The following is a 26,544-nucleotide window of genomic DNA, read 5'->3' as shown; positions in this document are numbered from 1 at the left end:
GGATGCCGTCGGCCGCGGCGCCGGAGTAGCCGCAACGGCGCTGCCAACGGGAGTAGGCGGAAACGGTCTTGGTGCCGAAATGGCCGTCGACGTACTTCCGCTCGAGCAGACCCTCGGCGGCGAGGGCGTCCTCGACGACGCGGGCGCCCTCGTACGAAACGGGGGTGCCGTGCTTGGCGGGGTCGCGGGTCGCCGCGGCTCGCAGCTGGGACAGATCGACCGTCTTCGCCTTGGCCTTGTGGCGGCCGGGCAGGGTGCCGAGCAGCTTCCGGAGACTGGTTTCACCGGGCACGCCGTCGGCGTCGCGGCCGTGGTAGCCGAGCGCGAGTTGCCAGTCGCGGTAGTTGAGCGTGTCGGCGTCGGTCCAGTGCGGGCCCGGGCCCTGCTTGTAGTGGTCGCCGTGGCCGCGCTTGACCAGCGCGCGGCCGACGGCCGTCACGTGGTCGCCCTCGGCGCCGTAGCCGTAGGACAGGCCGTTGATGGTCGTCCGGTAGCGGGCCGGCGCGGTGTCGACGGCCGGCTCGTCGTCGTCGGCCTGCTGCTCGGCGGCCGGCGGCGGGGTGTCGTCGGGGTCGTCGTCGAGCAGCTGCGCGACGCGGTCGCGGATGCGGTGCATGGTGAGGGCCGGCCCGCCGCGCTTGCCGATCGGGCCGCGCGGGTCGACCTTGCCGGGCTGCCACTCGAGGTGTCCGATCACGGACTCGGCGCCCCAGCCGTGCGCGCGGCAGATGCCGGCGGCGGTGCGGGCGATCGCCTCGACCTGTACCTCGGGCCACGGGTCGCGGTTGTCGCCCATGTTGATGCACTCGAACCCGTAGAACCTGCTGTTCCCGTCGGTGTTCGCCTCGTTGTCCGGGGACAGGGGGCGCTCGGCGATCACGTCGTCGAGTACGTCGTCGTCTCCGGCGCCGGCGTGGTTCGCGCGGCCGTATCCGACCAGATGCACGGTGCCGGCCTTGTCGATCACGCCGTGACACAGGGGCCCGGGCAGGGCGCTGTGTCCGTCGCGGCACAGGGCGACGCTGCTCGCGGTGCCGCGGGTCACGGTGTGGTGGATCATCACGCCGTTGAGCGGTCCCCAACCGGTGCCGCGGTTGCCGCGGTTGTGGGTGCGCCACTTGCCGACCTCGACGACGCGCACGCCCTCGCCGCGGATGGCGGACAGGAACCGTGAGGCGGACAGGGGGTTTGCCATGGGTGGTGTCTCCTGACATGCGAAACGCCCCGCGGCGCGGTGCCGGGGGCGGGCGGAATGGGGGGCGGCGCGGTGTGCGCGGGGGCTACGCGAGGGCGGCCCAAAACCGGATCGGATCCGTCTCGAGGTCCGTCGCGGGGGTGAAACCTCCGGGCCACGCGCCCATACCGGAGATCAGGCCGAACGGCCGTACGTCGTTGAGCGTGGTTACCGGGGTGGCCGCGGATGAGTCTGCGACCACCATCACGGGCGCGTTGGCGCTGTTGCCGATCTCGAACCGAAAGCACACGTAGTAGATGCCGGGCGCGAGGGTGACCGGTGCGGACAGGGGCACGGTGACGGTCTGCCCGCCGGCGTTGTGAACGTCGATCATCTTCGACGTGTTCGCCATGTCGCCGACCTCGGCGACCGGGGCGCCGTCTCGGTCGAAGATGCCGGCGTTGCTGCCTGCGTCGAGGCCGGTCCCCTCGTAGCCGAGCACGTGCCACACCAGGGAGGACACGGTGACCTGTTCGCGGACGGGGACGGCCGTGACGCGGAACGATCCGGAGCTCGGCGTACGCCCGCCGGGCGCGGCGGCGGCCGGGTCGAACGCCCATGCCACCATGCCGAGATCGGCCGGGGTGAAGCCGTAGGCGGGAAGCTGCTCGGCCGGGACCTTGCCCGCGGTGTCGAGCTCGGCGACTCCGTCCGGGGCGCCCCGCGTGGCGGTGGCGAGGGCGCCAACGTCGCCGGCCGCGAGGACGACGGCGCCCGTCTGCCCGTTCACGGACTCGACGGCGCCGGCGGTGGCGGGAAGCTGCTCGGCCGGAACCTTGCCCGTGCCGTCGAGCTGCGCCACGCCGCCGGGTGCGCCCGGCGCGGTGTCGGGGACGGCGCCCACATCGGCCGCGGCGAGCTGCACGTCGGCCGTGGACTGGCCGTTGACCGACTGGACGACGCCCGGGTCGCCCTGCGGTCCCTGGGGGCCCTCGACGCCCTGCACACCCTGTACGCCCTGCACACCTTGCGGGCCCTGCGGGCCCTGCTCGCCGACCAGTGAGGCGAGCCATTCCTCGACCGTGCCGGCGAACCCTGCCTCGACGGCGACCTCGTACGCGGAGTCGCCGCGCACGGCGACGTACGTCGGGGTCGTCGGGTCGGTCGGCGCGATATCCGCGATGTCGACGGCCGGCGACTCGGCCGGCAAGAGGACTTGATACACGCGGTTCTGCGCAACGCCTGTGAACTGCTCGGCCACGCTGTAGGACCAGCCGGCAGGGTTCATGCCCGGGGCGTCGGTGGCCGGTAGCTCGACCTCGAATGCGCCGGACGCGTCGAGCGGGACCGTCACGGGCCCGCCGACAATCACGTCGTACTCAGGGAAGGTGATCAGGGCCGGCGCCCGGAACACGATCTGACCAGTCAAGGCCCGGCCGTCCGGGGTCAGAAACCGTCCGGTCACGGTCACGGTCGGAATGCCCTCGGGCAGCGGCATGCGGGGTTACCTCCTGGTGCGGGCGCGGTACGGCGGGGTTGGGGTCGGGGCCCGGCTGCGGGACGGCGCCGCCGCTCTCCGGGTCGGGGGTCGGGGCGGGCGCGGTCACGGTGCCTCCTCGGGAGCGAAGGTGTTCCGGGTGTAGACGCCGAGACAGTTCGTGCGGATCGAACCCGTGCCGGATCGCACGTTGTGCTTCAACCGGTAGTTGACGTGCTCCATGAACTTGCCGCGCACGGGAACGGTGATCTCGTGGAACTCCCACCCGTTCGAGGTGTTCGCGACCCATGAGTCGATCACGCCGTCGTTGTCCTCGAACTGCACGTCGGCCGTGACGCCCGACGGGGTGTACGTCTCGAACGACGCGTATAGAACGGCGTTCATCAGCCGCGTTGCGCCGGTCCATGCCGTTGTCTGCGCGGTGTTGCTGGTCGACAGGCCGGCGGTGGGCTGCATGGGGATCGGGATGGACGGCCGGCCGAGAAACCGGTCGGAGTAGGCGTCATCCATCACGAGAATGCGGTCGGTCTGCTCGGTGTCGCGCATCCACATGCGGATCATCTGTGCGTCGCTGAGCACGTCGTCGCCGACGGTGAGGGCGGCCGTGCCGTCCTCGCGGCCCATGCCGACGCCCCAGTCGCCTTCGGGCGTCTGGCCGACGACGAACGTACGGATACCGCCCGGGGTCTTGGCGATCAGCTGTCCGCCCTCGCCGATCACTACGTCGCCGCTCAAAATCTGGTTGAGCGCGGGCCGGATCTGCGCCCGGCCGCGCAGCTGTCGTACCTCGCGCTCGAGGGCGGCGAGGCGGTCGAGTACGTCCTGTGGCACGTACGGCACGGTTAGGGGACCTCCAAGAACAGGCGGGCCGTTTCGGGGCGGCCTCGTTCGGGCGGGGTGATGGTCATTCCGACGACGCGGTACCGGGAGTCGAGCGTGGTCGGGTGCCACAGGTCGCGGATGCGTAGGCGCACGGTGGAGCCGAGCAGGGCGGGCGTGACGTTCCCGCCGAGCAACACGGTTACGTCGGGGATCTGCACCGGTGTGCGCGAGGCGTTCCAGTCGGCGCGGGCGTGCGCGTCGAGCGTGTCCTGTTGCTCAACGGTGGTGTAGTCGCTCGAGCCGTCGAGGCGGGGCCAGCCGGCCGCTATGTCCTCGTCGGCGACCAGCACGGGCGAGGTGAGCGGGAAGCTGTCCGCGGCCTGGTTGGTGTTCACGGACGCGCCGCGGGTCTGCCACGCGTTCGCCTTCAACGTGGCGTCGGTGGGCCAGGAGTAGGACAGCACGGGCCCGGGGTGGTCGAGGACTATCTCGGCCGCGCCGGTGCGGATCACGGGGTGTCCGAGCTGGAGCCGCTTCACGCGCCGGCCGTCGTTGTCGCGGAACGATGCGACGCGCCACTCGAAACCGCGCTCGAGGGCGGCGAGGTCGTCGAGTAGTTCGCCGATGCTGTGCAAGTCGTAGCGCAGAAACGTACGGTCGCGCGGCACGCCCGAGAGGGTGTTGTCGTAGGTGAGGCCGATGTTCCCGCCCGGGGTGGCCTGTGCGTAGTCGACCAGCTCGCGCACGATGTCGAATTGGTCGACCTGCGTCGCGGTGAGGGTGTCGTACAGCAGGCGGCGGTACAGGTAGCTTTCCCAGCCGCCGGCCTGTACCTGTGCGCCGAGAAACCCGCGGGAGTCGGACGCGAGGTTGAGCGTCCACAGGATCCCGCCCCACCAGATTTCGCGCCCGCGCTCCACCCACAGGCCGGTACGACCGGGCACCAGCGCGCGGCGGGCCCGGTCGGCGATCGCCCGGTTCGGGATCGGCACAGTGCCGGTGAGCCGGCCCGTTTTGCCGATGTAGTCGTCGAGGCTGACGCCCTGTACGGGCAGGGCGTCGAGCACGGTGTCGGATCGCAGATCGCAGAACAGGAGCCGGTACGGCGGCGCGGTTGCCACAGGCACGCCCCCTTACTGCACGAACGTGCCGGAAACCCGCAGGTTGTCGCCGGTCTTAAGGGTGGTGTTCGTGTTCCATGTCCGCAGCGTCATCACGCCGGAGGTGTTGACGTACACGGCGCCGTCGGCGTAGCCGGTCGAGGCGACGCACTCGAGGCCGTCGTCGACGGGGCGCCATCCTGCGGGCAGGGTGCCGAGCGTCTGATCTCCGAGGTTGGTGTCGGCGACCAGATCCGCGCCGGACCGCGTCAGGTACGCCGTGAAGCTGACGACGCCGGCGCGGCGGCGGGCGTAGTAGCTTCCGACCGTCCAGCCGGACGCGACCTGTACGCCGCTGGTCGTCGTCTCCGCCGGCAGCGTCGGCGCCCGGTAGGTCTGCCACTCGCCGTCGGCCGCGGACCAGCGGCACAGCGTGCCGTCAATGTCGGCGTACTGGCCGTCGTAGGCGCCCGCGTCCGAGGACATGCCGCGCGGGATGATCCCGCCGGCCGCGACGGTGTACCGGCGCCGGTCGGCGAGGGCCGATTCCCAGTCGATCCCGCCCACGCCCGCGGACGTGCCCGCGGGAACGGTCACGTCCCACAGCGGCAGGCATGCCGGCTCGAGCGTCGGAGCGGCCGGGGTGTCAGACGGGGTGCCGTCGACGACCTCGAGGGCGGCGAGGTTCTGCCCGTAGGTGTCGAACAGGGCGTCGTACACGCGCAGTACGACGGTGTCGATTCGGTCGAGCAGGGCGTCGCCGTCGGCGAACGTGAGGACTTCCGGGGCGTCGAGGGCGACCGGGTAGGCGCCCTGCGCCAACGTGCCCTGTGTCTGCCCGCGGCCGACGCCCACCTGTAGGGACATGGCGCCGGCGCCGGTGGCGGCGAACGGGTCGCCGCCGGGCAGCACTCCGGGGCGGGTGCCGAGCTCGCCGTCGGGGAGCATCGTCCCGACCGGGGCGAGGCGGGTGTCTTCGCGGGTCTGTCCGGGGTTGCCGGATCCGCCGGGCAGCAGCCATGCAGCGCGCACGGTCACGGGCGGTGCCTCCTTACCAGTAGGCCGGGCGATAGCGCACGGTCGCCGAAGCGGCGGGGTCGGATGATCCGGGCGCGGCCCGGAAGGTGAGGTCAGATGTGCCGGGCGCGAGCGTGAACGTTTGCTCGGGCACGCTGCGCGCGGTCGCGGTGTATATCCGCGACGCGGTCGAGTTGAGTACGACCGTGCCGGCGCGGGTGTCGACGGTGAGCACGTCGCCGGCGGCGAGGGGTAGGTCGTACTCGAGCACGTCGCCGGTCGCGAGGTTCGTCAACGCCGGCCGCAGCACGGGCCCGCGGAAGACGATCACGGGGTGTGTCGCAGCGTCGCCACTGTTGGACACGGACAGGGCGCCGGTACTGCCCGGGGCGCCGAAGGTGAGCGGCCACTCGAGGGGGAAGGCGAGGCCCGGTTCGGGCGCCGGCAGGTTCGCCGACACGGTGCGCTCGGTGAGCTCATACCGGCGCGGGTCGCTCGCCTCGAACTCGACCGCGCCGCCGGTGATCGTGCCCAGCCGGTAGCCCTTGCCGGCCGGTACCGCGCGGCGCGTCGCCCTCGCCCACGCGAGCAGCGGCCCGCGCTCGTCCAGCCACGCGACGAACGGCAGCTCGTCGACTGCCGGCACGGTGCCGCGGTTGAGCGCGCCGACTACCGCGCCGATGGACGCCCGCGGGGCGCGCACGATCAACCCGTCGAGGCCGATCGTGCGCGCCTGTGCGAGCAGCGCGCCCGGGTACGCGCCGTGCCCGTCCGCGCGCGGGACGGTGCCGGAGTCGAGGGCGGGGAGGTCTTCCCAACCGGTGATCCGTTGCCACCGGTAGGGGGTGCCGGGGCCGAACAACAGGTCGCCGTACTGCACGTGCCCGGGCCGGGTCACCAGGGAGCCGACAGCCACCGTTCACCCCCTCGCTTTGGCGAGCCATTCCAGCGCCCGCGCGTTGTCATCCGGTGATCCGTTCTCCGCGGCATGCCAGTGCTCGACGGCGACCAGCGGCCCGCCACCTGCGGCGCCACCGAACGGCGCCGCCCCGTACGCGCCCGCGCCGGCGAGGGCCGGCGCGAACGAGGGGAGCGCCGGCGGTTGCACGAGGGTGCGCATCGCGCGGTCTACCGCGCCGGCGCCGCCCTCGATGCCCTTGACGACGCCCGCGGGAATCCAGCGGCCCACATCGCGCGCCATGACCTTGGACGGCGAGGCGATCCCGAGCGCTTTCGCGATCGGGCCCGGGATCAGGTTCTTTGCCCAGCTGGTCAGCGTGGAGCGGAGCCAACTCCCCATGCCCTTGATGCCGTTCCACAGGCCGCGCACCACATCGCGACCCTTGCCGTACAGCAGGGAACCGAGGTTGCCGATCGCCGACGCGATGCGGCCCGGTAGGCCGCGCATCCACGAGATAGCCGCACTCGCCTTGCTGATGATCGAGGAGCGGAAGCGGAGCAGGGCGGACACGGCCTGTGCGGCCAGCCGGCCCGCGAGGGGCGCGAGCGCGGAGTACGCCCGCCCGGGGAGTCCCTTGATCCAGTCGACCGCGGCAGAGATGCCCTTGCCGACCCACTCGCCGAGCTTGTCCGCGGCCTTGCCGATCAGCTCGGCCGCCTTGCCGACGGCCTGTTTCGCCAGCTCCCACGCCTTGCCGAAGTCGCCATGCAGCAGGGCAACGATTGCTTGAATGACCGGCACGACAACGCCCGTGATCACGGCGGCGAGGCCGTTCGCGAGGATGCCCGCGAGCTTGCCGACCAGACCGATAAGCGGCGTGATGATCGGCATAAGGGCGTTGAGTGCGCCGATCAGCAGCTCGCCGATAGCGGGCAGCAGCGGGGCGAGGGCGACCAGGATTTGCCCGAACGCTGCGCCCATGGTGGCGAGCGAGGGGGCGAGGGCGGTGATCAGCTGCGCGAGGATCGGCAACACGGCCTGTGCGAGCTCGCCGAGCGTGCCGGCGAGGGGCGCGATCAGGCCGGGCAGCTGGTCGAGGATCGGCGCGAGGGCGCTTGCGAGTGCCTGTACCAGCAGCATCACGACGGGCGCGGCCTGTGCGATGACGTTACTGATCGTCTCGAGTACGGGCGTGAGGGCCGGCAGGACGGATGCGACCAGCTTCCCGACAACGGGCAGAATCGGCGATACGGCGTCGATCAGCTCGCCGAACGCGTCCGCGGCGGCGGCGAGGATCGGGCCGAGTGCGTCGATGATCGGCTCGAGTCCGTGCCCGAGCGCGGTCACCAGCCGCGCCAGGGGCGGGCCGAGCGAGGCCAGAGCAGGGCCGAGCGCGTCGGCCAACGTCGAGATGAGCGGCGCGAGGGCGCCGCCGAGTGCGGCGAGGACCGGCCCGCCGGCTTCCGCGAGGGCGCCGATCAGCTCGCCCAGTGAGGGCAGGATCTCGCCGACCGCGCCGAGCAGGCCGCCGAGTCCTTCCGCGGCGCCGCCGGCGCCGGACGCGACGCCCTCGAAGAATCCGCCGAGCCCGTCGCCGACCGCGCCGAGTCCCTGCGACAGAGCGTCGATGACGGGGCCCGCGGCCTCGACCGCGGCCACGAGTCCGGGCATGGCACCGGTGGCGAGGCCACCGATTCCCGCGACGAGAGGTTCGATCAGCGGAGCAACGCCCTTGAACAGGTCGCCGATCTGCGGGGCGAGGTCATCGAAGATGCCCGACAGCTGGTCGGCCGCCGCGGTGAACGGCTTCACCAGCGGTTGCGCGAGCTCGGCCGTCTGGCTCTTGACGTGCTCGGCCATGTCCGAGAACGCGCCCTTTACCTGCTCGTTCTCGGCGAGCACCTTCGCGCCGAGTCCGATCACAGCCAACGGCACGGCGGCGAGGGAGCCGGCCGCGACCAACGACGCACCCGACAGGGCCATCGTCGAGGTCTTCGCGGCGCCGAGCAGGGGCCCGATACCCGCGAGGGACCGCTCGGCCCGTTCCGCCCCGCCGGCGACGCCCTCGCCGAGCGCACCGCCCATCTCCGCGCCGGCCACGGCGAACCTTCCGCGCATGTCCCGTAGCCGGCCGTCGGCGTCCCGCTGTAGACCCTGCATCGCGGATTCCGTGCGAGCTACGCCCCGTTGCGCCCCCGAGTCGTCGAGGTCGATATATCCAGTGAGCTCGCCGATTGTGAGCGCCACGGGGCCACCCCCCTTATTCAGTTGTCGAGCGGGATTACCGCCCGGTGAGGCGGCGAATTTCGTCGGAATCCGTCACCATGCGCGGCGTGTTCCGCCACGCTTGCGCGAAACGGGATTCGCTGGGAAGTCCGGCCAGCCGCACCAGGAATGCACGCGTCGTCAGCGTCGCGATTCCTCCGGCCGAGAGGCCGTATTCGCGGGCGAGGTCAGATTCGACTGCGCCCCAATTCGCGATTACCGCTTGCCAGAACTCCGCGGCTTCTTGCTGGCGTTGCCCTTGCCTCCCTTGGGCTTGGCCGGCCGCGGTGCCGCTTTTCCCGCCTTGGCCTGCTCGCGCTCGTCGTACAGTTCGGCCGCGCGCTGCATGCTGACGCTGTCCGGCTCGGCGACATTCGCCGTCGCCCACAGAAGGACGATGCCGAGCTTCCGGTCGGACATGCCGCGCTCGGTCCAGTGGTCGACCGCGTCCGGACCGAACAGGGCGCCGAGCAGCCGCCGAACGTCCTCCGGCCGGCTGGAGTGCTGCACGCGGTGCAGCTGGAGCGCGAACAGGGCGGGAAGCGTGCCGGGCAGGGTGTAGGTGCGCCCGAACAGGCGCAGCGGGATTCCCTGCGGTTCCGGCTCGGCCTGCTCGGCGAAGAACGCGTCAAAGTCGGCGACCTCGCCGCCGGCCGGGTCCTGCTCGAGCTGGTCGTCGTCGAGGTTGGTCACGGAGTCACCGCCTCGACGGTCGGGGCGCCGCAGCGGGTGAACGTGCAGCCCCACGACGTTTTCGCGTTGGTCTCGCCGCCGCGCTCGCCGGGCGTGACGGTGCACTCCCACACGGTCCATTCGGTCTGCGAGGTGTGCCGGTACCGCATCCGGCCGCGGGACTCCTCGCCGAACTTGTACGCCCATGTGGCGTCGATGTAGTCCTGTCCCGGGTCGCGGGTACCGGACGTGGCGGTGTACTGGCCGGAAAGCTCGATGGTCGCTCCGCGCTGCATCACGTCCTGTTCGTAATACCCGTCGGAGTCGAAATCGGTCGTGTCGGCGGTCTCTTCGTTCTCGCCGGGATTCTCATTCCAGCTGGTGAGATTCCCGACGCGAACGAAATCGTCGGGGGTGTCGGTCTCGACCTCGAATTCCCAGCCGCGCGCGTCAATGGGGCGTCCCATGGGCGTGCCTCCTTACTCGGTTCGGTGCTTCGTCGGGGCCGACACGGTGAGGTCAAAGTTCACGACGTGTTCGTGTCGGCCGGATGAGTCGCGGCCCATCGGGGCCGGCGTGCCGCGCGCGGCGGCGAGGACAAGCCACGTGCCGTCGGCGAGGTCGACGCCCGCGGCGCCGTTCAACTCGCCGTAGATGGCGTGGCATCGGGTGCGCGAGGGGCGCGGGTCGGGCCCGCCCCGCACGCGGACCTGTAGCCGTACCTCGTCGTAGGCGTTGCGGGTGTCCTGCTCGCCGCCGTCGTAGAGCCACAGGCCGACCGCGGCATCGGGGGCCGGCGGCATGTCCTCGAGGAACAGGTCGCCGCTCACCCCTTCGGGGTCGTAGGTGGCGTGGCCGTTGTCGGCGAGCAGGCGGGCGAGGCCGTCGAGCAGGTCAGCCACGGAGCGACCTCCGCAGCTGCGCCGCGATGATCGCGGCCACCGTGCCGGCCTCCTCGGTGAGGGGGCCCTCGAGGTACTTCGCGGTGCGGCCCGGATCGTGCCGGTAGTTCAACTCCTCGTGCTGCCGGACGGCGTACGGGGTGTCGTAGGCGACCGCGGCGTCGAGGCTGGACTCGTCGACCGTGGCCGTGCCGGACCGCTCGAGGGTGGCCTCTTCGATCGGGACGCGTTTCCGCGACTCGGTGAGGACGTGCTCGGCGCTCAGGCGTAGGCCGCGCACGGCTCCGGCGCGGGTGCCGCGCAGTGCGGCGGCGCCGTTCCATCGCAGTCGGGTTCGCTGCGTCACTCGCAACTCACCTCCGTTGACGCGGGCACCGGGAGTCCCGGCGCGGTGTGCGACGCGATGTGCAGTGCGGTGGTGGTGCGGCCGTTCGGCAGGGTCACGCGTGATCCGGCCGGGCAGTCCAGATCCGGGCGGGCGATCACGGTCGCCGTCGAGGTGACCTCTCGGCCCTCGCGGTTGCGGACGGTGCGCACGGTCTCGGCGACCAGCGCGGGCACGCCCTCGACCGCGGGCCCGTACCGCGGCCCGTACGCGGAGTCGCCGAGATACGGCTCGACGGTGATCCGGTGCCGCAGCATCCATCCGGGTGCGGCGGTCACCAGATCACCCCCGGGAGCAGGCCGGCCCGCTTGAGCGCGCGGTGTGCGCGCGGGGCGAGGTCCACATCGCCGGCGGCCTGCGGGCCCTGCTTGCGCCCCGACAGGGACACGGGCCCGATGCTGACGGCGTCCCACTGGCCGGCCGCCCCGGTGCCGTCGTCGCCGGTCGCCTGCTGGTACTCGACCTGCGCACAGGTCGCGTCGGCGAGGGCGGCCACGACGGCCGGGTCGGTCGGCATGCCCGCGGTGTCGGTGTCGTACACGGCGCTGAGTAGGGCGTCGTCTACGTCCTCCGACGCGCGGGCGAGCAGGCGGTCGGCGTCCGGCGGGGCCGGCTGCCCGGTCCACGCCGTGAGTTGTTCGGGTGTGGCGTAGACGCGGGGCACCGGTCATCCCCCCTTGCTGCTCGACTTGCTGCGGGACGACGAACGCCCCGCCGGCTTGCTCGGCGGGGCGTCCTGGTTGGTGTCCGACTCGGTGTCGGACGGGGGCGAGCTGGCCGACTTGGTGTCGGCCTGCCCGCCGGTGTGGTGGCGGCGCAGCATCACGGCGCGGCCCTCCCTTCGGGTCAGCTGGCGGCGAGGGTGCCGACGCACACGCCCTTGTCGTCGAGGCGCTTCACCGCGTAGTGCACGTTCGTGGTGATCACGGTCGTGCGCTTGAGAATGTCGCGGTCGGTCTCGACGATGGGCCGGCGCTTGTACAGGGCGCCGAGACTGTTCGTCTTCAGGAACATGAACGTCTTCGCGGCGATCCGGTTCGTGATGAACACGGGCACGCCCGCGATCTGGCCGACCTGCCCGGTACGAACGGGGGTGTCGCCGCCGAGCTTGGACGCGTCGATGAACTGCGAGTCGTTCCACAGGTCGGCCTGCTGCGCGCTGTTGATGAACAGGCCGGCGAACTCCGACGGCTCGAACTCGTCGCCGAACGGCGCGAGGGCGTCGACCAGCACGGGCCACGACAGGGCGGTCGTGCCGGCCGGCGCGGTGAAGGTGTACGGCGTGCCGCCACCCTGCGCGGACTCGTCGGCCTGCGCCTGCGCGATGAGCGCGGCGTCGACCTTCCGGGCGGCGAGGATGCCGAACTGACGCTGTGCCTCGTCGCGCGGGTCGCCGAGTCCGGTCAACAGGGCCTTGTCGGTGATCTCGACGGCCTTACCGGCCTCCTTGATGGTGGCCGAGCTCGAGCTCTGCCCCATGACTTCGGTGTCCATGGCGACGCCCTCGGCGAGGTCGTCGAGCTCGGACAGGGCGCCCCACTTGGGGAAGTTGATCGAGTCGCCCGGCTGACCGACGAGAGTGTCGTCGGTGAGGACGGCGCCCGATCCCATGACGCGCACGGCGCCGGTGAAACGGGCCTGGGACATGTCGGCCCAGACCTCGGGAACGATCAGGTCGGCGGCGGTGGTGTCGGCCACGATGGGCCCTCCTTGCTACTGGGTACCGGCGAGGCGCCGGTATGTGTCGGGGTCGGTCTGCATCAGCTCGGCCCGCTGCCGGTAGTTCATGGCGGCGAACTGCTGCGGGGTGACGCCCGCGTTCGGCGGGCCGGTGAACTCGCTACCGCTGCGGGCCGGTCCGGCCGGCTGCTGCTCGGCGGCGAGCTTGGGGTTATCGGCGACGGCCTGCTCGACCGCGGCGCGCACGGCGGCCGTGTCGCTGGGGTCGAGGTCGGCGATCGCGGCGGCGAACGAACGGGAGTCGAGCAGGGCGTCGGGGTCGCCTCCGGCGTCCCGCGCGGTCCGGTACACGGCGAGCTCGACGGCGGTCGTGCGGGCCTTGGCCTGCTCGGCCTCGAGCTGCTGCGTCAACTCCTCGGGGGTGGCCTGCTGGCCGGCCTTGCTCGGGTCGAGGATGCCGAGCAGCTGCTGTGTGAGGTCCTGGCGGGCCTCGTCCGCGGCGCGCTGCTTCGCGGTGGTCCGGGTCTTCCCGGCCTCCTTGCGGGCGTCGGCGAGCTCCCGCTCGAGGCGGGCGATCGTGTCGGCGGGGTCCTGTCCGCCGTCGTCGGCGCCCTGCTGCTGGCCGTTGGGCGGCGCGGTGGGCTTCGGCGCGGTGCCGGCCGGGTCCTGCCCGGTTCCCGGTGCGCCCTGCCCTGCCTGCGGGTCGCCCTGCTGGCCGGTGCCGTTGGTGCCGGTGCCGTTGTCGTCGCTCATGGGGTCGCCCTCCTGGGGCTGGTCGGCCCGCTCCTGGCGGGCGTGTGGGCATAGCAGTGAGGGCCCGCACCTGGCGGGCCCTCCGGGGTGTTGCTGGTCTGTGTGGCGCTACTCGGCGCGGTCGCGGGCGGCGGCCTCGCGGCGGGCGCGGGCGTAGCCGCGTACCCACGCCGAGCGCAGTAGCGAGCTGCGCGGGTGCGGGCAGACGGTCGGCGGGTCGCCGCGGCGGCCGGCCTCGGCGCCCGCGGTGATCGCACGGGTGATGTCCTCGCGCGCTCCCATGGGCCCGCCCCCCTATCGTCGGGATGAGTGCACGGCCTCGTTGTACTCGGCCTGCTTCGCCCATCGTTGCGTCTGGCCGGTTGCCTTGGTGATGAACTCCGCTTGAGTGAAGCGGCCGTTCGTCGACCACCACTCTTTCAGTTCCTCGGATGCGCGCGCGTACGCGATGCGCGCCGGCCCGCGGAACAGGCTCGCGGGGTCGACTCCCTCGGCCTCGGCCTTCTTGCTGAGCAGGTAGCCGCGGCAATCCTCCTCCGCCTTGAGCCACTGCATGTAGACGTACTCGTCGTACATCTCGCGTGCCTGGCGGCGCGTGATGCGCGGGCCTTCGTCCTCCTCGGCCTGCTCCGCCGGCGGGGTGTCGACGGCCTGCTCGCCCTGGTGCTGCTCGCCGTCGTCGGCGGGCGGCTCCCACGCTCCCCACTCCTCGTCGGTGCGGGTGCTCCACTCCTCGGGGGCCGGCAGGGGGCCGAGCACTGCGTCGATAGCGGCGCGGTCCTCGAGCACGTTGTCGGCCGCGTCGCCGGTGTCGGCCGGCTCCGGGAGGTACGGGGGCGGCTCGCGGCGGTCCATCTCCGCGGCGATCCGGCCGAGCTCGCCGGCGTTCGCGTACTGCATGCACCATGCGAGCTCGTCCTCGCTGAGCGGCGCGAGGTCGTCGAGCAGGTTCCCGCCGGGGAACAGGCGGGCGAGCAGGTCGCGGCGGCCCGCTTCGGCGGCGAGCAGGGCGAGGGTTTCCGGGCCCGCCCCGCGGGCGCGCGCGGCGAGGTCGTGATCGGACAGGCCGACCAGCTCGGGCGCAACGCCCGGCAGGCGGCCGGCGAGGTCGCGGCGGTCCATCTCCGCCATGACCCGCAGTGCGTCGGCGTCCTCGAGGTGCGCGTACGCGCGGGCGAGCTCGGTGTCGTTGAACTCGAGCAGGCTCTCGGCGTCCCGTACGCGGGCGAGTAGCTGCTCGCGGTCGCGGCGGTCGGCTTCGGCCTCGACGCGGGCGAGGGCGCGGTCGTCGAGCAGGTTCGATCGGGCGGCGGCGGCGAGCTGGTCGTCGCTCATCTCGGCCGGGGTCTGCTCGTCGCCGGACCACAGGCGGGCGGCGTCGACCTGCTCGGCGGTCGCCTCGCGGCGCGGTGCGGGCAGGTTGGATGCGCCCGGCTGCTCGCGGTGCCGCAACCGGCGCAAGTCGGGGTGTGCGGCGAGGTGGTCGCGCATGGCGCCCTGCCACTGCCGAACCTTCCGCCGGGCGGCGGTCTTCGCCTCCGGGGTGACGGCGGACGCTTCACGGCGCTTGTACTTCCTGATGTGCCGCTCGACGGCGCGCTGTCGCTGCCCTGCCTCGTACCCGTCCGGGTCGCTCTCGGCGGTCTCGGTGCGGGTGAGGCCGGGCGTGTAGGCGGACACGCTGTGTCGGCAATTCGGGTGCTGGAACCCTGCGAGGCGGGCCTCGTCGAGGCTGCCGGCGACCCGTACCGGGATCATGCGGCCGTCCTCGATGGCGTGCTCGACCTCGACCGTGCGCTCGCCGGCCGGGCCCTCGATCGCCAATACGCGGCCCTCCCATGGGCGGCACAGCGGGCACTCACGCGGCGCGTCGGAGACGATGACCAGCTCGAGGCCGGCCTCGGACAGGGTGCGCATGTGCGCTTCCGTGGCGGCCCGTCCGACGGCTGTCCGTACTGCCATCTCCGCATAGCTGGTCAGCTGCCAACGGCGGCCGGCGCGGTCGACGAACGCCCGGATCCCCTCATCGGCAAACCGGCGCATCGCGTCCTGTGTGGCCTGCCGGCGGGTGCCGGTGCCGAGCAGGGGCGTTGCCGTGACCTCCGAGACGATGCGACGAAATCCGTCGACGACGGCCCGCAGAATCGAGCGGTGCGTCGCGGTGACCACGTCGACGGTTTCCTGTGCGAGGCGGTCGACGGCCTGCGCGTTGGGGGTGATGTTGTCGACCAGCGCGCGGGCCCGGTCCGACAGGGCGCCGAGCTCGGCGACCGCGGCGCGGTGCCCGCGGTTGTAGGACTCGGCGACCACGTCGAATACCTCGAGCTGCACGGCCTTGCCAAGCTCGTCGACGACGCCCTGTGAGGCGCGCCGTAGGGCCTGCACGGCGGCGAGCTTCCGCTCGGCCCACCCTGGGGCGTCGAGGCCGTCGGCGAGCTGCCGAGCGATGATGCCCAACAGGCGCGACTCGGCGTCGGCGTACAGGTCACGGGTGCGCTCGGCCAACGGCTCAACCATGCCCGGGTGTATGGGCATTCGTGCGCTCCCTCCTGCTGACCTGTGCTCAACTTGTGCTCATGCAGAAAAGATGGGGCGAAGAGGTCAAGGTCGGGACGCGCGTCCGTCTCCGCAACCGGTACGAGACGCCACCGCAGATACGCGAGGGCAAGATCGTTGACAAGTCGTGGGGGCGGGACCGTGGAAAGCCGATCTACTGGTTCAGCGTCGAATTCGACGGCGTCGACGGACAGTGGGTGTTCGGACCGGGAGAGGTAGGGGCGCCGCCCCGCAACGCCTGACCTACCCGGTGTGAGCGATCGGCCGGGGCTCCGGTCGCTCACACCGGGAAGGATCCGACCGGGTCGGGTGCGGCGGCGCCGGTCTCCGCGAGGATCGCGGCGACCTCCGCATCGGCGGTCGGGTCGTCCCACTCCGGATGAAGGATCTTCACCTTCGTGCGGGTCGATACGGCGCCGGCGCGGTTGAGTAGGTCGAGGGTGGTCGCCGTCTGCTGCTCGGACTCCGCGACTCCGTCGCCGAACTCCACGCGCGGGCGCTCGGGCGTGATGCCGCTCGCGAACTGGACGGCGTCAAGCTGCAACATCACGTGCAGCATGTCGGCGAGGGCGTGCCGGGCGTACCCGGCCTTCTTCTTCCGGGTCACCATCGACCGCTGATCGCGGCTGTCGACCTCCGTCGCGGTGACGGCCTCGCCGCGGCCCTCGAGTCCGAACTGTTGGGCGTTGTAGCCGGCGGTTTGTACGGCCTGCCGTACGGTCGCCTCGGCGGTGGCCTGGTGCTCGGCGACCCTGATGTCGAACTGGTTCAACGTGATGCCGGCGCCCTCGTTGGGCGGCATCTTGAGTGAGTGCCACACTTCGCGGTCGTCGTCGAACGATGCGCCGGCGCCCGGGCCCTCACTGCGTAGGTAACCGTCGGGCACGATCAGCCGCGCGCGGGCGAGGCGAATGTCGCGCATCCAGCTTGACCACGTCTCGTCGAGGGCGTCGAACATGTCGTGTAGTCCCTGGTAGTCGCTGCGCCCGATGGGGCTCGAGCGCTGCAACCGGTTGGGGAGCATGTTCGGCACGTACGCGGCGGTGAGGTCGCGGATCCCGGTGGTGATGCTGACGCCGTCCGGGTCGAGGCCGTCGACCAGCTCGGCAGTGTCGGGGTGCTCGACCAGCGGCACGGCGCGCCCGATGTTGTCGGCCGTCCCCTCGTACAGGGCGTGCACGATGCGGCCGGCCTCGTGGCGCTCGACGTGCCGCCACACGGTGTGTTCGTTGCTGCCCTCGAGCTCGCGCCAGAAGTTGACGGCGCGCAGCATGCCGAATCGGAACTCGGGGATCGCGGCGTCGGGCTGCATGACGGTGAGCAGGGGACGCGGCGCAAGCTCGCGGTCCCACATCACGCGCAGAAACACACCGGACAGGGCGGCGGCCTGCTCGGCGGCGCCGAGCAACGTCTGTTGTACGCGGCCCTCCTCGAGCAGCTGCTCGAGCCGTTCCTGTGCGGCCTCGTTCTCGACGCGGATCGTCGGCATGTCCGCGAACAACAGGTCGGCGGACGTGCGGGCAATGTCGCCGGGCAGGGGCACGTGTAGGCGGTGCTCTCGGCGGCCGGGGCGGTGCTGCTCGCTGCGCCGTCCCCACAGGCGCCGGCGCTCGGCCGGGCGCGGGTGGTGGCCGTAGACGCGGGCGAGGCGGGCGGCGTCGCCGCTGTACCACGCATCGTCGACGCGCATCTCGGCATAGTGGCGTGACCAGTTCGGCGGCGGCCACGCGGCGCCGTTCTCGGGCAGGCTCATTCGGTCGCCTCCTTCGGCGCGGTGAGTAGGTGGCGCCACTCGTGCGCCGTCGAGTGCACGACGTACCGCAACGCGTCCGCGCTGTGGTCGTCGACCTTGAGCGGGGCGTCTTCCCCGCGTTCGGTGGCTTTCGGATCCCAGCTGTAGCCGGGCATCTCGTCGAGCAGGCCGGCACATGAGCGGTGCACCAACAGGCGGCCGGCGGCGAGCATGCTCGACACGCTGCGGATCCCGTCGGCGACTTCGTTCGAGGCGCGGGCGAGGCCGGGGTATCCGTCGGCCCACATCTGCGTACTGAACGACGCTGCGCTCGGGTCAATGAACGTCCACTCGGGAGTGACGCCCTCGGGCGCGGCGCGGTCGTTGGGGTGGCGCCATGCGGTGAGCCACTTCCGTACGGCGGCGCTGTACTGCGCGTCGGTCATGCTGCGGTGCGCGGCGCGGGCGTCGTGCCGCCACTCGCCGCACACGTACAGGCGGCCGTCGACGCCCTCGCCGAGTAGCAGGGCGGCGAACGGGTTCGTCGTGCCGTAGTCGATTCCGCACCAGTAGCGGCGCATCTCCGGCAGGGTGTCGACGACGTGCGTCGCCTCGTCCCACATGTCGTAGATGGCGCCCTCGGCGACTACCCACGCGCCGTCGATCATGCGGCGGCGCCACAGGCCGACGTACTCGGCGGTGAGGTCTGCGACGTACTCGGCGCTCAACGACGGGTTGTCGGCGAGTCGGAAATGCCACTGCCTGAGATTCAGCTCGCCGGCGCGGTCGAGATATCCCGTCTTGAGCCAGTGCCGCGGGCTGTCGGGGTTCGTGGTGGCGTACAGGCGCGCCCCGGGCACGGACAGGCGGGCGAGTAGCTGCGTCCAGAACCCTTCCGGCATGAGCGTTGCCTCGTCGACGTACGCGAGTTGCGCCGTGAGGCCACGTAGCCGGCCCTCGGCGCGGGTGTCGGCGGCGCCGATCAGGTGGACGGTGCGGCCGAGAATCGTCGCGGTCGTCGCCCCGCGGGTGTGGTGCACGTGCCGGGCGAGGGGGCCGAACAGGGACTCGTCGAGCAGGGGCTCGAACACGTTCCGCTCGATGGTCTGCAAGCTGCGCCCGCACACGATGATGAGTCCGGACGGGCCGGCGGTCGCGACGGCGATCACGAACGCCAGTAGCGAGGCGATCGTCTTCCCGCTTCGCACGCTGCCGTGCCACAGGTTGATACGGGCGCGGGCGCGGCCGATGCTGCGCAGCTGCTTACGGGACAGGGGCAACCGGTCGAGGTCGAGCACCAGCTCACCCCCCGTCGGCGCCCCCGTCGTCGTCGGCGTCATCGCCGGCCGCGAGGGTCAACGCCTCGCCGAGCGTGCCGAGCATCGAACGCACCTGCTCGGCGCCCTCTCCGCCGGACGCGGGGGCGAGCTTGAGCGACTTCTCGATCGCGATTCCGGTCGCGGCGAGGATCTGCCGTTGGTCTCCGAAGGTGGGGCGCTCGAGGTTGGTCTCGGCCCACACGTTGTCTTTGCCTCCGAACGCTCCGATCGTGCACGGGGCGAAGAGTTGCGCGCGCAGCTTCGCGGCGTCGTCGTGCAGCTGCTCGGCGAGCTGGGCGCGGCGGGCGGCGAGGTCTGCGCGGCGTACCTCGGTGGCGACGGCGACCTCGCCGGCGCGGTCGAAGGTGAGGGGCGGCTCGCACTCGCGGGCGATCTTCGACACGGTCGAGGGGGACCGGCTGAGGGTGCGGGCGATCTCGTTGCGGGTCTTGCCGGCGGCGTGCAGCTCGCGTACGCGCTTGCGGTCCTTGGCGGTGATGGGGCGGCCCATGGGTCACCCCCTGTCGGCGTGGTCGGGTGGACATGCGAAACGCCCCGCCGCGGTGTGCGACGGGGCGTGGTGCGCTCGCCCGTGTCCGGGCATGCGAAGGACGGGCCCAACTCTAGATCACGGAACGGTAACGCCGCAACGCGTGATCATCCGCCGGTGCGCCGCGGTTGTCACTGGGCGGGCGGCATGGCGCCGGCGTACCCGTCGGGGACGTGCGTCACGGTGAGGCGGCGCCGGCGGGCGGCGAGGAACACAGGCGTCCACAGGCCGATCGTGCACACCAACATCGTGCAGTGAAAGGCGAGTGCAACCCATCCCATTTTCCGCCGGGTCTTGATCTTGGGCATGCTGCGCGCTCCTCGAGTGAGTGTGTACGGGGGGTGTGCCTACTGTGACGATTCGGCACCCTCGACGGTTGCGGGCAACTTCCGCATGACTTGGGCCCGTTCGCGTCGTGCGCGGGGCGTCATGCGCGCGGCCCGTCGTGCGTCCGGTCGCCGGGCGCGCCGTTCGGTGTCGTGCGGGCAGGGTGCGCCCTTCGTCGTGCGACCGCCCGGCGGCGTCGTGCGCGGTGCCGGGCGGTCGTCGTGCGGGCTGCGCTACGCGGTGGCGTCGGGCGCGGCCGGGACCTCGCCGACGTGCGGGTATGACGTGTGACGCGGGTCGGGTACCTGCTCGGGCGTGCCGTCGGGCAGCGCGTAGCGCACGGACAGGATGCGGGGCGCGGTGCCGTCGGGTACGTCGCCGTAGTCCCATGCGCGGCGGTAGGCGTCGGCGAGCAGGCGTACGGCGCGTCGTACGGGGTCGGCTGCTTCGCCGTGCGCGCGCATGACGACGGCGAGGTCGTCGCGCATGTCGTCGTGCGTCACACGGACGGACAGGGAGCGTCCGACGGCGGGCGGGGTGGGCGTCGGGCGCTGGGTAGGCTTGGCGTTGCTCATGGTGGGGGTTGCTCCCATCGTGTGTAGTCGGGCCCGTACGGCGGTGAGGTCGCCTGTGCGGGCCCGCGTCGTGTCTGGCTACTGCTGGCCGTCGGTGGCGCGCTGCTCGCGGAGGATGCCGTATACGCGCGACGGGGTGAGGCCGACCTCGTCGGCGATCTGTGGTGGCTTCATGCCGCGGTCGCGGGCGGCCTTGATGGCGCGCGGTGTGGCGGCGACGGCGGCCTCGGCGGCGAGGCGCAGAGTGCGAATGTCGGCGAGGTCGAACTCGGCGGCGAGGTCGTCGAGCAGGGCGTCGAGGTCGCCGTCTTCGGCGCGCTGGGTGCTTCGGTAGGTGCGGGCGACGCTCCGTAGGTTCTTGCGGCTGAGGGTGTCGCCCCCGGGCACGTCGGCCCGGGCGCGGTCCGCGTAGTCGTCGAGCAGGCTAACGACGGCCCGCAGCATGCCGGCTTGAATCATGGGTGCCTGCTCCGCGGTGTCGACCAGCTGCTCGCGGAATCCGTCGAGGGTCGGCTCTGCGGGACGGGGGGCGTCCGAGTCGTCATCGTCTCGCCGCTGCTCGTTGTTCATGTGCTGCTGCTCCCTGTCGGGTCGGGGCCCGCCCCCGGATGGTGGGGGCGGGCCGGTTGGGTGGGTCAGAACGGGGGCTCGCCGTCGAGGTCGACGACGCGGTCGGATGCCTCGAGGGCCCGGGCGTACTCGGCGTCGCGCGCGGCGGCGCGGCGGGCGCGCTCGAGCGGGGTCGGCCGCGGGCGGGGGCGGCATGCGTCGTGCCAGTCGGTACCGGTGGGGATGCGGTAGCCGCACCCCTGGCACCGTGTGGCGGTGCGTGCGTCGGGGTGGGCGTGGGGGCCGTGCCAGCACTTGACGACGGCAACGGCCTTGCTGCCGGTCGCGCGCAGCACGTCGGCGCGGTCGTCGGCCTCCTTGCGGGACATGCCGCACATGGCGAGTCCCTGCCAGTCGCCGCGGATCATCACGCGGTGCTCGACGGCCCACAGGTGCGCGGGCTCGAGCTCGGCCGGCCGCGGCTGGGCGGGTGCGAACAGGGCGGGGTACGTGCGGGCGAGGTAGGCGTCGACGGACACGCGGGTGACTTCCGGGGCGACGGTGTCGGCGCGGTCGAGGGCGACCTCGACGACGGTCGGGGCGGCGGCGCGGTCGTCGAACAATGCGCCCTGCTCGACGGTCGGCTCGAGGGCGAACAGGCCGTCGTCGGCCTGCTGGCCGATCCACTCGCCGCGCCACGTGCCGTCGGTGAGCTCGGCCTCGGTGACCAACTGTGCGGCGTACAGGGCTTCGGCCTCGGCGACGGTGTCGACGGCGGCGCCGGCCTGCTCGGCGTACTCGACGGCGTCGGCGGCGCGGGCGGTGGCGCGGAAGTGGGCGGCTTCCTGCTCCTCGACGGCGTCGAGGTGCTGATCGGCCTGCTCGGTGGCGAGGGCGTAGCCGCGGGTGCGGGCGATCTCTTCGGCGCGGTCGACGCTCGCGGCGTACTTCCCGTCGTCGAGGGTGCGAGGGTCGCCGGTGATGGTGTGCAGCTCGCCGTGTTCGGTGGTGAGGGCGGCCGGCCACGCGCTACGGAGGAAACCGACGACGTGCTCGGCCTCGATGATCAGTACGTCGCCGTCGTGGATGTCGTCGCGGCACTGCGTCATGTTGTACGCCTCGCCGGTGCTGTCGAATCGGTGCTCGAGGATGGCGGGGGCGTGGCCGGCGCGCTGGATCCACAGGCGGGCGGCGTCGACCTGGGCGCGGGTGTAGGCGCCGCGAATGCTGAGGATGTGCTCGGCGTGGCGGCTGATGAAGTGCAGGGGGCGGGTGTTGGCGGGGGTGATGACCAGCGTTCGGCCGCGTCCGCGGTGGCCGGCGGCGAGGGCGGCGGCGGTCTCGTCGTCGCCGATGAACTGGTCGGCGAGGTGATCGGCGAGGGCTCCGGGAATCGTGATGTTCATAGGGGGTTGCTCCCTGTGTCGTTGTGGTGCCGGGTGAGGTCCGGCGTCCCGTCCGGGTGAGGTCCGGCGGGAACGCCACTGTAGCCGTTTGTGTAACCGCTTCACAAGTGGTTCGAGGGAAGGGGCGCCGAATCGCCTCGACGCCCCCCCTGTCACCCCTCGCCCCGGGGGCCGCTACTCCTCCCGCCGGCGTGCCTCGAGCGCGACGAACAGGCCGACCAGATCGGCGCCCCGCCACACGCGCCGGCCGCGCTCGTCGACCAGCACAGGCGCCCCGCACGCCCGCCCGGTCGCGCACGTCACGGCCGGCTCACCCCCTGCCCGGGTCCGCCCCGTGAGGGGGCCCGCGCACCAGGGGCACGGATCGTCGAGGGTCGTCGTCCGCCCGTCACGGCCGAGCGCGCGCTCGAGGTGCCGGCGGGCGCGGGCCGCGGTGCCGGCGGCGTGGTCGAGCAGGCGCACCGGTACGGGACGGAACAGGTCGCCGTCGAGGTCTTCGCCGAGTATCCGGCCCTCGATCCACACGGCGGCCCAATGCAGCCCGTACGCGCGCGACCCTGGTTCGCTCTGGCCGGCGTAGTGCCACCGTGCCGGGTTGTCGCGGTCGCGGGCGTCGACGGCGGCGACGCTGCGCCCGCTGCGGTGCGGCTTAGGCACGCGCCGTACAGGGCGCTGCACCTGCTCGGCGAGCTGGTCGGCGAGGTCGAACAGGTCACGCTCGACCGCGAGGGCGGCGTCGAGGGCGTCGAGGTTCAACGGGGCGGGGTGCTCTCGCAGGATGAGCGGCAACCGTCCGACGCGGGCCGCGGCCGGCTGCTCCCCCTCCTCGTCGTCGACGTGGTCGCCGGCGGCGAGCTGGTCGAGGAATCCGCGGCACTCGCGCGGCGGCCACTCGGCGGCCGGCGGGCGCTCGATCGCGGCGAGCAGGTCGCCCCACTGCTCGCGCACGGCGGCGAGGTCGTCGGCGGCGCGGCGCGCGGCGGTCGAGGTGGCGAGGGTCGTCGTCATGCTGGGCTGCTCCTGGGCTACTTGCGGTGGTTGTTGGCGGGCGGGTCGTACGGGGACTGCCACGCGGGGCGGTCGCGCGGCGGGGCGAGGGCGTAGTCGTCGCGGCTGGCGGTGCGGGCCTTCTCGACGGCGGCGGCGATCGTGGCGAGCTGCTTCGCTGCGTGCTCGAGGGCGGGCCGGATCGCCTCGACGTAGGCGCACAGGGCGCGGTGCAGCTGCTCGACGGCGGCGCGCAGCTGCACCGGGTCGACCGGCGGCCGGGGCGGTGAGGGGTTGCTCATGGGCTGCTGCTCCTGGTGCTCGAGGGCGGGCGCCCCGCGCGGTGTGGCGGGGCGCCCGGGCGGTCACGGGGCGAGGGCGTAGCCGTTCGGTTCGTCGGCCTGCGGCTCGAGGGCCTGCTCGGCGGCGAGGGCGCGGTCGCGCCACATGCGCAACTGCGCGGCGAGGTTCTGCACGTTGGTCGGGTCGCCGCCGCACTGGCGGATGCCTTCGCGGATGGTGGCGACCTCGGACTCGAGGCCGCGGATCGTGGCATCGGCGCCCTCGCGTGCGCGGGCGAGGGCCCGCGTCGTGCCGGTGAGGGACTTCCGCGAGGCGTCGGCGTTGGCCTGCTCGTCGCGGACGTACTCGGCGAGTAGGGCGGCCTCGGCGCGGCTGAGTACGCCACGCTGCGCGCGGGCGAGCAGCACGTCGAGGGCGGCGCGCCGGTCGTTGCGGGCGTGGTGCTGCGGCTTGGGGGCGCGCTTGCGCTGGGGGCTCACTGCTGCTGCTCCTGGTGTGCGGTGCGGGCGGCGTCGGCGATCGTGTGCAGGCGCGCGATGAACGCCTCGAGCTGGTCGAGGGGGACGGATGAGCCGCGGGGGTCGGTGCGGAAGTACACGCCCGGGCCCTGCTCGGGGATGACGGCGACGGATGCGAGCAGGCGGTCGCCGTCAACGTCGGCGCCGTGCCATGTCGGGCGGCCGTCGGGGTCGGTGCGGTACTGCTCGGGGTCGGGCTGGTCGTCGTCGACGGGGCGCCAGACGGTGAGGGCGCGCTCGACGTGGCCGGCGGCGCGGCTGGTGCCCGTTGGGGTGCCGTCGTCGTCGTGCTCGGCAAGGTGGTTGCGCCAGAACGAGACGCGGGCGCGGGCGGCTCCGACGGTTCCGTACGGGCCCTCGTGCCACGTTGCCGAACGGCCGTCGGTGCTGGTGCTGGTGACGACGGCGCGGAACACGTCGCGGCCGTCGGCTCCGATGTTGCGGGCCATCAGGGGCGGTCCTTCCGGGCGAGGCGGGCGAGGTGCTTGTCGGCGCGGCGCCGTGCCGCCCTGCGGGTGAGGGCGGCACGGGCGCGGGCGAGGAACTTCACGGGCGGGCCTGCGGGGCGATCGCCTCGGGGCTGTCGGCCGGCCACGCCCAATCGCCGGCGTCGTGTCCGTCGGTCGTGTCGTGTCCGGGCTCCTCGGCGCACTGCCACCACGCGCCGTCGGGGTCCGGGAACATCGCGGGGCACGTCTCGTCGTCGGGCGCGGGCGGCGGGGGGAGGATGCCGACGGCGGCGAGGGTGGCGTCGATCGTGTCCGTGATCGTCTCGGTGCCGGCGCGGTAGGCGCGGCTGTTGCCGAGCGTGCGGCGGGCGGCGAGGTAGAGCTCGTGGTACTCGTCCTCGTCGAGCACGCGGCGCGGCTGGGTGCCGTCGTCGAGTACGTCGGCGTAGGCGTCGAGGATGCCGGCGGCCTTGCCCATGCCCGGGCCGGTCTCGTGGTCGTACGACGGGCTGCCGTGCTCGCCCTGCTCGGTGCGGAGCATGGTTGCGAGCTCGCGGGCATGGCGGGCGAGGCGGACGGCCTCGGCCGGGGCGGCCGTCTGCTGCTCCTCGACGGCGAGGCCGGCGGCGACGTGGTCGAGCAGGGCGTCGAGTCCGTCCGGGCGCGCGGGGCGCGCGGCCTGCTCGGCGGCGGCCTCCTCCGGGGTGATCGGGGTGTCTCCCTCGGCGACCGCGGCGCGGTCGAACTCGTCGGCGGTCTGGCGCAGTGCGTAGGCGGCGGCGGCCTTGCTCATGCCGTGCGCGCCGGCCTCGACGGTGATCCGGTCCCCGTCGGGTGTCTCGCCCGCGGGCCGGATGACGACGTACGCGAGGGCGTCGCGGCCGTCGACGGCGGCGAGGCGCGTCTCGGGCTGTTCGGGGGTCTGGCTCATGGGGTGGTGCTCCTGTCTCGGTGAGGTCGAGCGGGTGAGTCCTCGCGCGCGCGGCGCGGGCCGCGACCGGACTCGGCGCCCGGTCGCGGCGCGGGGTTAGAACGGGGGCTCGTCGCTGTATCCGCCCTGTGTGGCCCATGGGTCGCCCTGGGGCTGGTTGGGGCCGTAGCCGTTGTTCTGGGGCGGCTGGGGGGCGTTCCATCCGCCCTGTGTGCCCTGCTGGGCGCCCCTGCCGGTGGTCTTGGTGACGGCGGCGGTCGCGTTGCGCAAGCTGGGGGCGACCTCTTCGGCGGTGATCTCGTACGAACTGCGCTTGTTGCCCTCGCGGTCCTCGTACTGGCGCTGCTGGAGGCGGCCGACGATGACGACGCGGGCGCCCTTCTGGATGGACTCGGCGACGTTCTCGCCGAGCTGGCGCCATGCGGATACGCCGAGAAACAGGGGGTCGCCGTCCTTCCACTCGTTCGCCTGCTTGTCGAAGTGGCGGGGCGTCGAGGCGACTCGGAAGTTCGCGACGGCGGCGCCGGACGGGGTGAACCTGAGCTCGGGGTCGTTCACGACGTTGCCAACCATCGTGATCGTGGTCTCGCCTGCCATGGGTTACGCGGCCTGCCTCTCGGGGGTCGGTGTGGTGGTGAGGTGGGCGACGGTGGCGAGCTGCTGCTCGCGGGTCGCCGCTCGGCGGGCGCGGGTCTGTTCGCGCTTGCATGTGCGGCACTTGCGGGTGCCGTTGGTGGCGACGTAGGTGTTCGCGTCGTCGTAGGGGTGGCCGGCCGGGCACGTGGTGACGGCGGCGCGGCGGGCGACGTGGTTCGTGCTGCGGAGGATGTTCACGCGGTGCGTGACGGGCTCGAGGTGGGAGCGGCGGACGCATGCGCGGTTGCGGCATCGGTGGTCGATCTCGAGGCCGGCGGGGATCGGCCGGCCGTCGGCGAACTCGACGGCGAATCGGTGGGCCTTGACGGTGCGTCCGGCGACGTAGAACGTCCCGTACCCCTTGTCGTTGGTGCCGCCGTCCCACAGGTGGCAACGGCCGTGCACTCCGCGGATGAGTGGGAGGGGGCCGGCGGTGTTCACCTTGGCGGCGAACCGTTCTGCGGGGGTCGGGCGAGGCATCGGGGGTGTACCTCCGGGGCTGGATGTTCGGGGGGGTCGTTCGGGATGTTCTTTCGG

General features: G+C 72.6%; 32 protein-coding genes and 1 pseudogene. 1 reads left to right on the top strand and 32 read right to left on the bottom strand.

What is annotated here, in order from left to right; genetic code table 11:
• Positions 1–262: 262 nt before the first annotated feature.
• The 18 genes and pseudogenes from ACNYS0_RS20255 to ACNYS0_RS20170 form a co-directional block, all read right to left on the bottom strand.
• A pseudogene (locus tag ACNYS0_RS20255) lies at positions 263–1,195 on the bottom strand (peptidoglycan-binding protein); the annotation flags it as partial.
• A gap of 85 nt (positions 1,196–1,280) precedes the next feature.
• Entirely contained in the window at positions 1,281–2,672 is a 1,392-nt protein-coding gene (locus ACNYS0_RS20250; RefSeq protein ID WP_422475532.1) for a hypothetical protein, read from the bottom strand.
• A 105-nt stretch (positions 2,673–2,777) separates the two neighbouring features.
• Entirely contained in the window at positions 2,778–3,503 is a 726-nt protein-coding gene (locus ACNYS0_RS20245; protein ID WP_422475530.1) for a hypothetical protein, read from the bottom strand.
• Between the two features lie 11 nt (positions 3,504–3,514).
• Positions 3,515–4,615, bottom strand: coding sequence for a hypothetical protein (locus tag ACNYS0_RS20240; protein ID WP_422482734.1), 1,101 nt, complete (start codon positions 4,613–4,615; stop codon positions 3,515–3,517).
• A gap of 12 nt (positions 4,616–4,627) precedes the next feature.
• Positions 4,628–5,632 (bottom strand): hypothetical protein, encoded by a 1,005-nt coding sequence (locus tag ACNYS0_RS20235; protein ID WP_422475528.1) that lies wholly within the window; start codon positions 5,630–5,632, stop codon positions 4,628–4,630.
• 13 nt (positions 5,633–5,645) lie between these two features.
• Positions 5,646–6,527, bottom strand: coding sequence for a phage distal tail protein (locus tag ACNYS0_RS20230; RefSeq protein WP_422475526.1), 882 nt, complete (start codon positions 6,525–6,527; stop codon positions 5,646–5,648).
• A gap of 3 nt (positions 6,528–6,530) precedes the next feature.
• The gene (locus ACNYS0_RS20225; protein ID WP_422475524.1) at positions 6,531–8,759 is read right to left on the bottom strand and encodes a phage tail protein; all 2,229 of its coding nucleotides are present in this window, start codon (positions 8,757–8,759) and stop codon (positions 6,531–6,533) included.
• Between the two features lie 234 nt (positions 8,760–8,993).
• Positions 8,994–9,470 carry a hypothetical protein gene (locus tag ACNYS0_RS20220; protein WP_422475522.1) on the bottom strand — a complete coding sequence of 159 codons (477 nt, stop codon included), beginning with the start codon at positions 9,468–9,470 and terminating at the stop codon, positions 8,994–8,996.
• On the bottom strand, positions 9,467–9,916 hold the full coding sequence (locus tag ACNYS0_RS20215) for a phage tail tube protein (RefSeq protein WP_422475521.1): 450 nt from the start codon (positions 9,914–9,916) through the stop codon (positions 9,467–9,469). Before ACNYS0_RS20215 ends, ACNYS0_RS20220 begins: the two co-directional genes overlap by 4 nt.
• A 12-nt stretch (positions 9,917–9,928) precedes the next feature.
• Positions 9,929–10,351: a minor capsid protein gene (locus tag ACNYS0_RS20210; RefSeq protein ID WP_422475519.1), complete on the bottom strand. Its 423-nt coding sequence runs from the start codon at positions 10,349–10,351 to the stop codon at positions 9,929–9,931.
• Entirely contained in the window at positions 10,344–10,697 is a 354-nt protein-coding gene (locus ACNYS0_RS20205; RefSeq protein ID WP_422475517.1) for a hypothetical protein, read from the bottom strand. Before ACNYS0_RS20205 ends, ACNYS0_RS20210 begins: the two co-directional genes overlap by 8 nt.
• A complete protein-coding gene (locus ACNYS0_RS20200) occupies positions 10,694–11,014 on the bottom strand; it encodes a hypothetical protein (RefSeq protein ID WP_422475516.1) in 321 nt (106 codons plus the stop codon). Before ACNYS0_RS20200 ends, ACNYS0_RS20205 begins: the two co-directional genes overlap by 4 nt.
• On the bottom strand, positions 11,011–11,400 hold the full coding sequence (locus ACNYS0_RS20195) for a hypothetical protein (protein ID WP_422475514.1): 390 nt from the start codon (positions 11,398–11,400) through the stop codon (positions 11,011–11,013). Before ACNYS0_RS20195 ends, ACNYS0_RS20200 begins: the two co-directional genes overlap by 4 nt.
• A gap of 3 nt (positions 11,401–11,403) precedes the next feature.
• Positions 11,404–11,562 carry a hypothetical protein gene (locus ACNYS0_RS20190; protein WP_422475512.1) on the bottom strand — a complete coding sequence of 53 codons (159 nt, stop codon included), beginning with the start codon at positions 11,560–11,562 and terminating at the stop codon, positions 11,404–11,406.
• Between the two features lie 20 nt (positions 11,563–11,582).
• Positions 11,583–12,434, bottom strand: a complete 852-nt coding sequence (locus ACNYS0_RS20185) for a N4-gp56 family major capsid protein (RefSeq protein ID WP_422475510.1) — start codon at positions 12,432–12,434, stop codon at positions 11,583–11,585.
• Positions 12,435–12,449: 15 nt separating this feature from the next.
• Positions 12,450–13,169 (bottom strand): GatB/YqeY domain-containing protein, encoded by a 720-nt coding sequence (locus ACNYS0_RS20180; RefSeq protein ID WP_422475509.1) that lies wholly within the window; start codon positions 13,167–13,169, stop codon positions 12,450–12,452.
• 108 nt (positions 13,170–13,277) lie between these two features.
• The gene (locus ACNYS0_RS20175; RefSeq protein ID WP_422475507.1) at positions 13,278–13,451 is read right to left on the bottom strand and encodes an Rmf/CrpP fold protein; all 174 of its coding nucleotides are present in this window, start codon (positions 13,449–13,451) and stop codon (positions 13,278–13,280) included.
• Positions 13,452–13,463: 12 nt separating this feature from the next.
• Positions 13,464–15,686: a phage minor capsid protein gene (locus tag ACNYS0_RS20170; protein ID WP_422475505.1), complete on the bottom strand. Its 2,223-nt coding sequence runs from the start codon at positions 15,684–15,686 to the stop codon at positions 13,464–13,466.
• Positions 15,687–15,745: 59 nt separating this feature from the next.
• On the opposite strand from ACNYS0_RS20170, the gene ACNYS0_RS20165 reads away from it, so the two are divergent.
• Positions 15,746–15,967, top strand: a complete 222-nt coding sequence (locus ACNYS0_RS20165; RefSeq protein WP_422475503.1) for a hypothetical protein — start codon at positions 15,746–15,748, stop codon at positions 15,965–15,967.
• A gap of 38 nt (positions 15,968–16,005) precedes the next feature.
• Here the strand turns inward: ACNYS0_RS20165 and ACNYS0_RS20160 are convergent, their stop codons facing one another.
• The 14 genes from ACNYS0_RS20160 to ACNYS0_RS20095 all read right to left on the bottom strand — a co-directional run bounded on the left by ACNYS0_RS20160 (position 16,006) and on the right by ACNYS0_RS20095 (position 26,487).
• The gene (locus ACNYS0_RS20160) at positions 16,006–17,478 is read right to left on the bottom strand and encodes a phage portal protein (RefSeq protein ID WP_422475501.1); all 1,473 of its coding nucleotides are present in this window, start codon (positions 17,476–17,478) and stop codon (positions 16,006–16,008) included.
• The gene (locus tag ACNYS0_RS20155) at positions 17,475–18,797 is read right to left on the bottom strand and encodes a PBSX family phage terminase large subunit (RefSeq protein ID WP_422475499.1); all 1,323 of its coding nucleotides are present in this window, start codon (positions 18,795–18,797) and stop codon (positions 17,475–17,477) included. Before ACNYS0_RS20155 ends, ACNYS0_RS20160 begins: the two co-directional genes overlap by 4 nt.
• Entirely contained in the window at positions 18,760–19,287 is a 528-nt protein-coding gene (locus ACNYS0_RS20150) for a helix-turn-helix domain-containing protein (RefSeq protein WP_422475497.1), read from the bottom strand. The genes ACNYS0_RS20155 and ACNYS0_RS20150 overlap by 38 nt, the downstream gene beginning before the upstream one ends.
• A gap of 170 nt (positions 19,288–19,457) precedes the next feature.
• Positions 19,458–19,634 (bottom strand): hypothetical protein, encoded by a 177-nt coding sequence (locus tag ACNYS0_RS20145; RefSeq protein WP_422475495.1) that lies wholly within the window; start codon positions 19,632–19,634, stop codon positions 19,458–19,460.
• Between the two features lie 252 nt (positions 19,635–19,886).
• Positions 19,887–20,228 carry a hypothetical protein gene (locus tag ACNYS0_RS20140; RefSeq protein WP_422475493.1) on the bottom strand — a complete coding sequence of 114 codons (342 nt, stop codon included), beginning with the start codon at positions 20,226–20,228 and terminating at the stop codon, positions 19,887–19,889.
• A 78-nt stretch (positions 20,229–20,306) separates the two neighbouring features.
• Positions 20,307–20,798 carry a hypothetical protein gene (locus ACNYS0_RS20135; RefSeq protein WP_422475491.1) on the bottom strand — a complete coding sequence of 164 codons (492 nt, stop codon included), beginning with the start codon at positions 20,796–20,798 and terminating at the stop codon, positions 20,307–20,309.
• 65 nt (positions 20,799–20,863) lie between these two features.
• Positions 20,864–22,183: a hypothetical protein gene (locus ACNYS0_RS20130; protein WP_422475490.1), complete on the bottom strand. Its 1,320-nt coding sequence runs from the start codon at positions 22,181–22,183 to the stop codon at positions 20,864–20,866.
• A 174-nt stretch (positions 22,184–22,357) separates the two neighbouring features.
• Positions 22,358–23,191 carry a hypothetical protein gene (locus ACNYS0_RS20125; protein WP_422475488.1) on the bottom strand — a complete coding sequence of 278 codons (834 nt, stop codon included), beginning with the start codon at positions 23,189–23,191 and terminating at the stop codon, positions 22,358–22,360.
• A gap of 17 nt (positions 23,192–23,208) precedes the next feature.
• Positions 23,209–23,472: a hypothetical protein gene (locus ACNYS0_RS20120; RefSeq protein ID WP_422475486.1), complete on the bottom strand. Its 264-nt coding sequence runs from the start codon at positions 23,470–23,472 to the stop codon at positions 23,209–23,211.
• A gap of 63 nt (positions 23,473–23,535) precedes the next feature.
• Positions 23,536–23,952: a hypothetical protein gene (locus tag ACNYS0_RS20115; RefSeq protein ID WP_422475484.1), complete on the bottom strand. Its 417-nt coding sequence runs from the start codon at positions 23,950–23,952 to the stop codon at positions 23,536–23,538.
• A complete protein-coding gene (locus tag ACNYS0_RS20110) occupies positions 23,949–24,440 on the bottom strand; it encodes a hypothetical protein (RefSeq protein ID WP_422475482.1) in 492 nt (163 codons plus the stop codon). The genes ACNYS0_RS20115 and ACNYS0_RS20110 overlap by 4 nt, the downstream gene beginning before the upstream one ends.
• 97 nt (positions 24,441–24,537) lie before the next feature.
• Entirely contained in the window at positions 24,538–25,371 is an 834-nt protein-coding gene (locus ACNYS0_RS20105) for a hypothetical protein (RefSeq protein WP_422475480.1), read from the bottom strand.
• A gap of 96 nt (positions 25,372–25,467) precedes the next feature.
• The gene (locus tag ACNYS0_RS20100) at positions 25,468–25,968 is read right to left on the bottom strand and encodes a single-stranded DNA-binding protein (protein WP_422475478.1); all 501 of its coding nucleotides are present in this window, start codon (positions 25,966–25,968) and stop codon (positions 25,468–25,470) included.
• Positions 25,969–25,971: 3 nt separating this feature from the next.
• Positions 25,972–26,487 carry an HNH endonuclease signature motif containing protein gene (locus ACNYS0_RS20095; RefSeq protein ID WP_422475477.1) on the bottom strand — a complete coding sequence of 172 codons (516 nt, stop codon included), beginning with the start codon at positions 26,485–26,487 and terminating at the stop codon, positions 25,972–25,974.
• Between the last annotated feature and the right edge of the window lie 57 nt (positions 26,488–26,544).

Origin of the sequence: Streptomyces anthophorae (assembly GCF_049310305.1) — a bacterium.
Taxonomy (GTDB): domain Bacteria; phylum Actinomycetota; class Actinomycetes; order Streptomycetales; family Streptomycetaceae; genus Streptomyces.
The sequence above is the reverse complement of the archived record's forward strand: the minus strand, read 5'-3'. Positions and strand labels throughout refer to the sequence as shown.

Coding starts and splice junctions, on each gene's coding strand:
- ACNYS0_RS20155 (WP_422475499.1), bottom strand. CDS start 18,797: ATGACGCCGACGACGACGGGGGCGCCGACGGGGGGTGAGCTGGTGCTC.
- ACNYS0_RS20250 (WP_422475532.1), bottom strand. CDS start 2,672: ATGCCGCTGCCCGAGGGCATTCCGACCGTGACCGTGACCGGACGGTTT.
- ACNYS0_RS20100 (WP_422475478.1), bottom strand. CDS start 25,968: ATGGCAGGCGAGACCACGATCACGATGGTTGGCAACGTCGTGAACGAC.
- ACNYS0_RS20140 (WP_422475493.1), bottom strand. CDS start 20,228: ATGAGCAACGCCAAGCCTACCCAGCGCCCGACGCCCACCCCGCCCGCC.
- ACNYS0_RS20110 (WP_422475482.1), bottom strand. CDS start 24,440: ATGGCCCGCAACATCGGAGCCGACGGCCGCGACGTGTTCCGCGCCGTC.
- ACNYS0_RS20160 (WP_422475501.1), bottom strand. CDS start 17,478: ATGAGCCTGCCCGAGAACGGCGCCGCGTGGCCGCCGCCGAACTGGTCA.
- ACNYS0_RS20135 (WP_422475491.1), bottom strand. CDS start 20,798: ATGAACAACGAGCAGCGGCGAGACGATGACGACTCGGACGCCCCCCGT.
- ACNYS0_RS20180 (WP_422475509.1), bottom strand. CDS start 13,169: ATGAGCGACGACAACGGCACCGGCACCAACGGCACCGGCCAGCAGGGC.
- ACNYS0_RS20130 (WP_422475490.1), bottom strand. CDS start 22,183: ATGAACATCACGATTCCCGGAGCCCTCGCCGATCACCTCGCCGACCAG.
- ACNYS0_RS20215 (WP_422475521.1), bottom strand. CDS start 9,916: ATGGGACGCCCCATTGACGCGCGCGGCTGGGAATTCGAGGTCGAGACC.
- ACNYS0_RS20150 (WP_422475497.1), bottom strand. CDS start 19,287: ATGGGCCGCCCCATCACCGCCAAGGACCGCAAGCGCGTACGCGAGCTG.
- ACNYS0_RS20170 (WP_422475505.1), bottom strand. CDS start 15,686: ATGGTTGAGCCGTTGGCCGAGCGCACCCGTGACCTGTACGCCGACGCC.
- ACNYS0_RS20175 (WP_422475507.1), bottom strand. CDS start 13,451: ATGGGAGCGCGCGAGGACATCACCCGTGCGATCACCGCGGGCGCCGAG.
- ACNYS0_RS20165 (WP_422475503.1), top strand. CDS start 15,746: ATGCAGAAAAGATGGGGCGAAGAGGTCAAGGTCGGGACGCGCGTCCGT.
- ACNYS0_RS20095 (WP_422475477.1), bottom strand. CDS start 26,487: ATGCCTCGCCCGACCCCCGCAGAACGGTTCGCCGCCAAGGTGAACACC.
- ACNYS0_RS20120 (WP_422475486.1), bottom strand. CDS start 23,472: ATGAGCAACCCCTCACCGCCCCGGCCGCCGGTCGACCCGGTGCAGCTG.
- ACNYS0_RS20145 (WP_422475495.1), bottom strand. CDS start 19,634: ATGCCCAAGATCAAGACCCGGCGGAAAATGGGATGGGTTGCACTCGCC.
- ACNYS0_RS20105 (WP_422475480.1), bottom strand. CDS start 25,371: ATGAGCCAGACCCCCGAACAGCCCGAGACGCGCCTCGCCGCCGTCGAC.
- ACNYS0_RS20125 (WP_422475488.1), bottom strand. CDS start 23,191: ATGACGACGACCCTCGCCACCTCGACCGCCGCGCGCCGCGCCGCCGAC.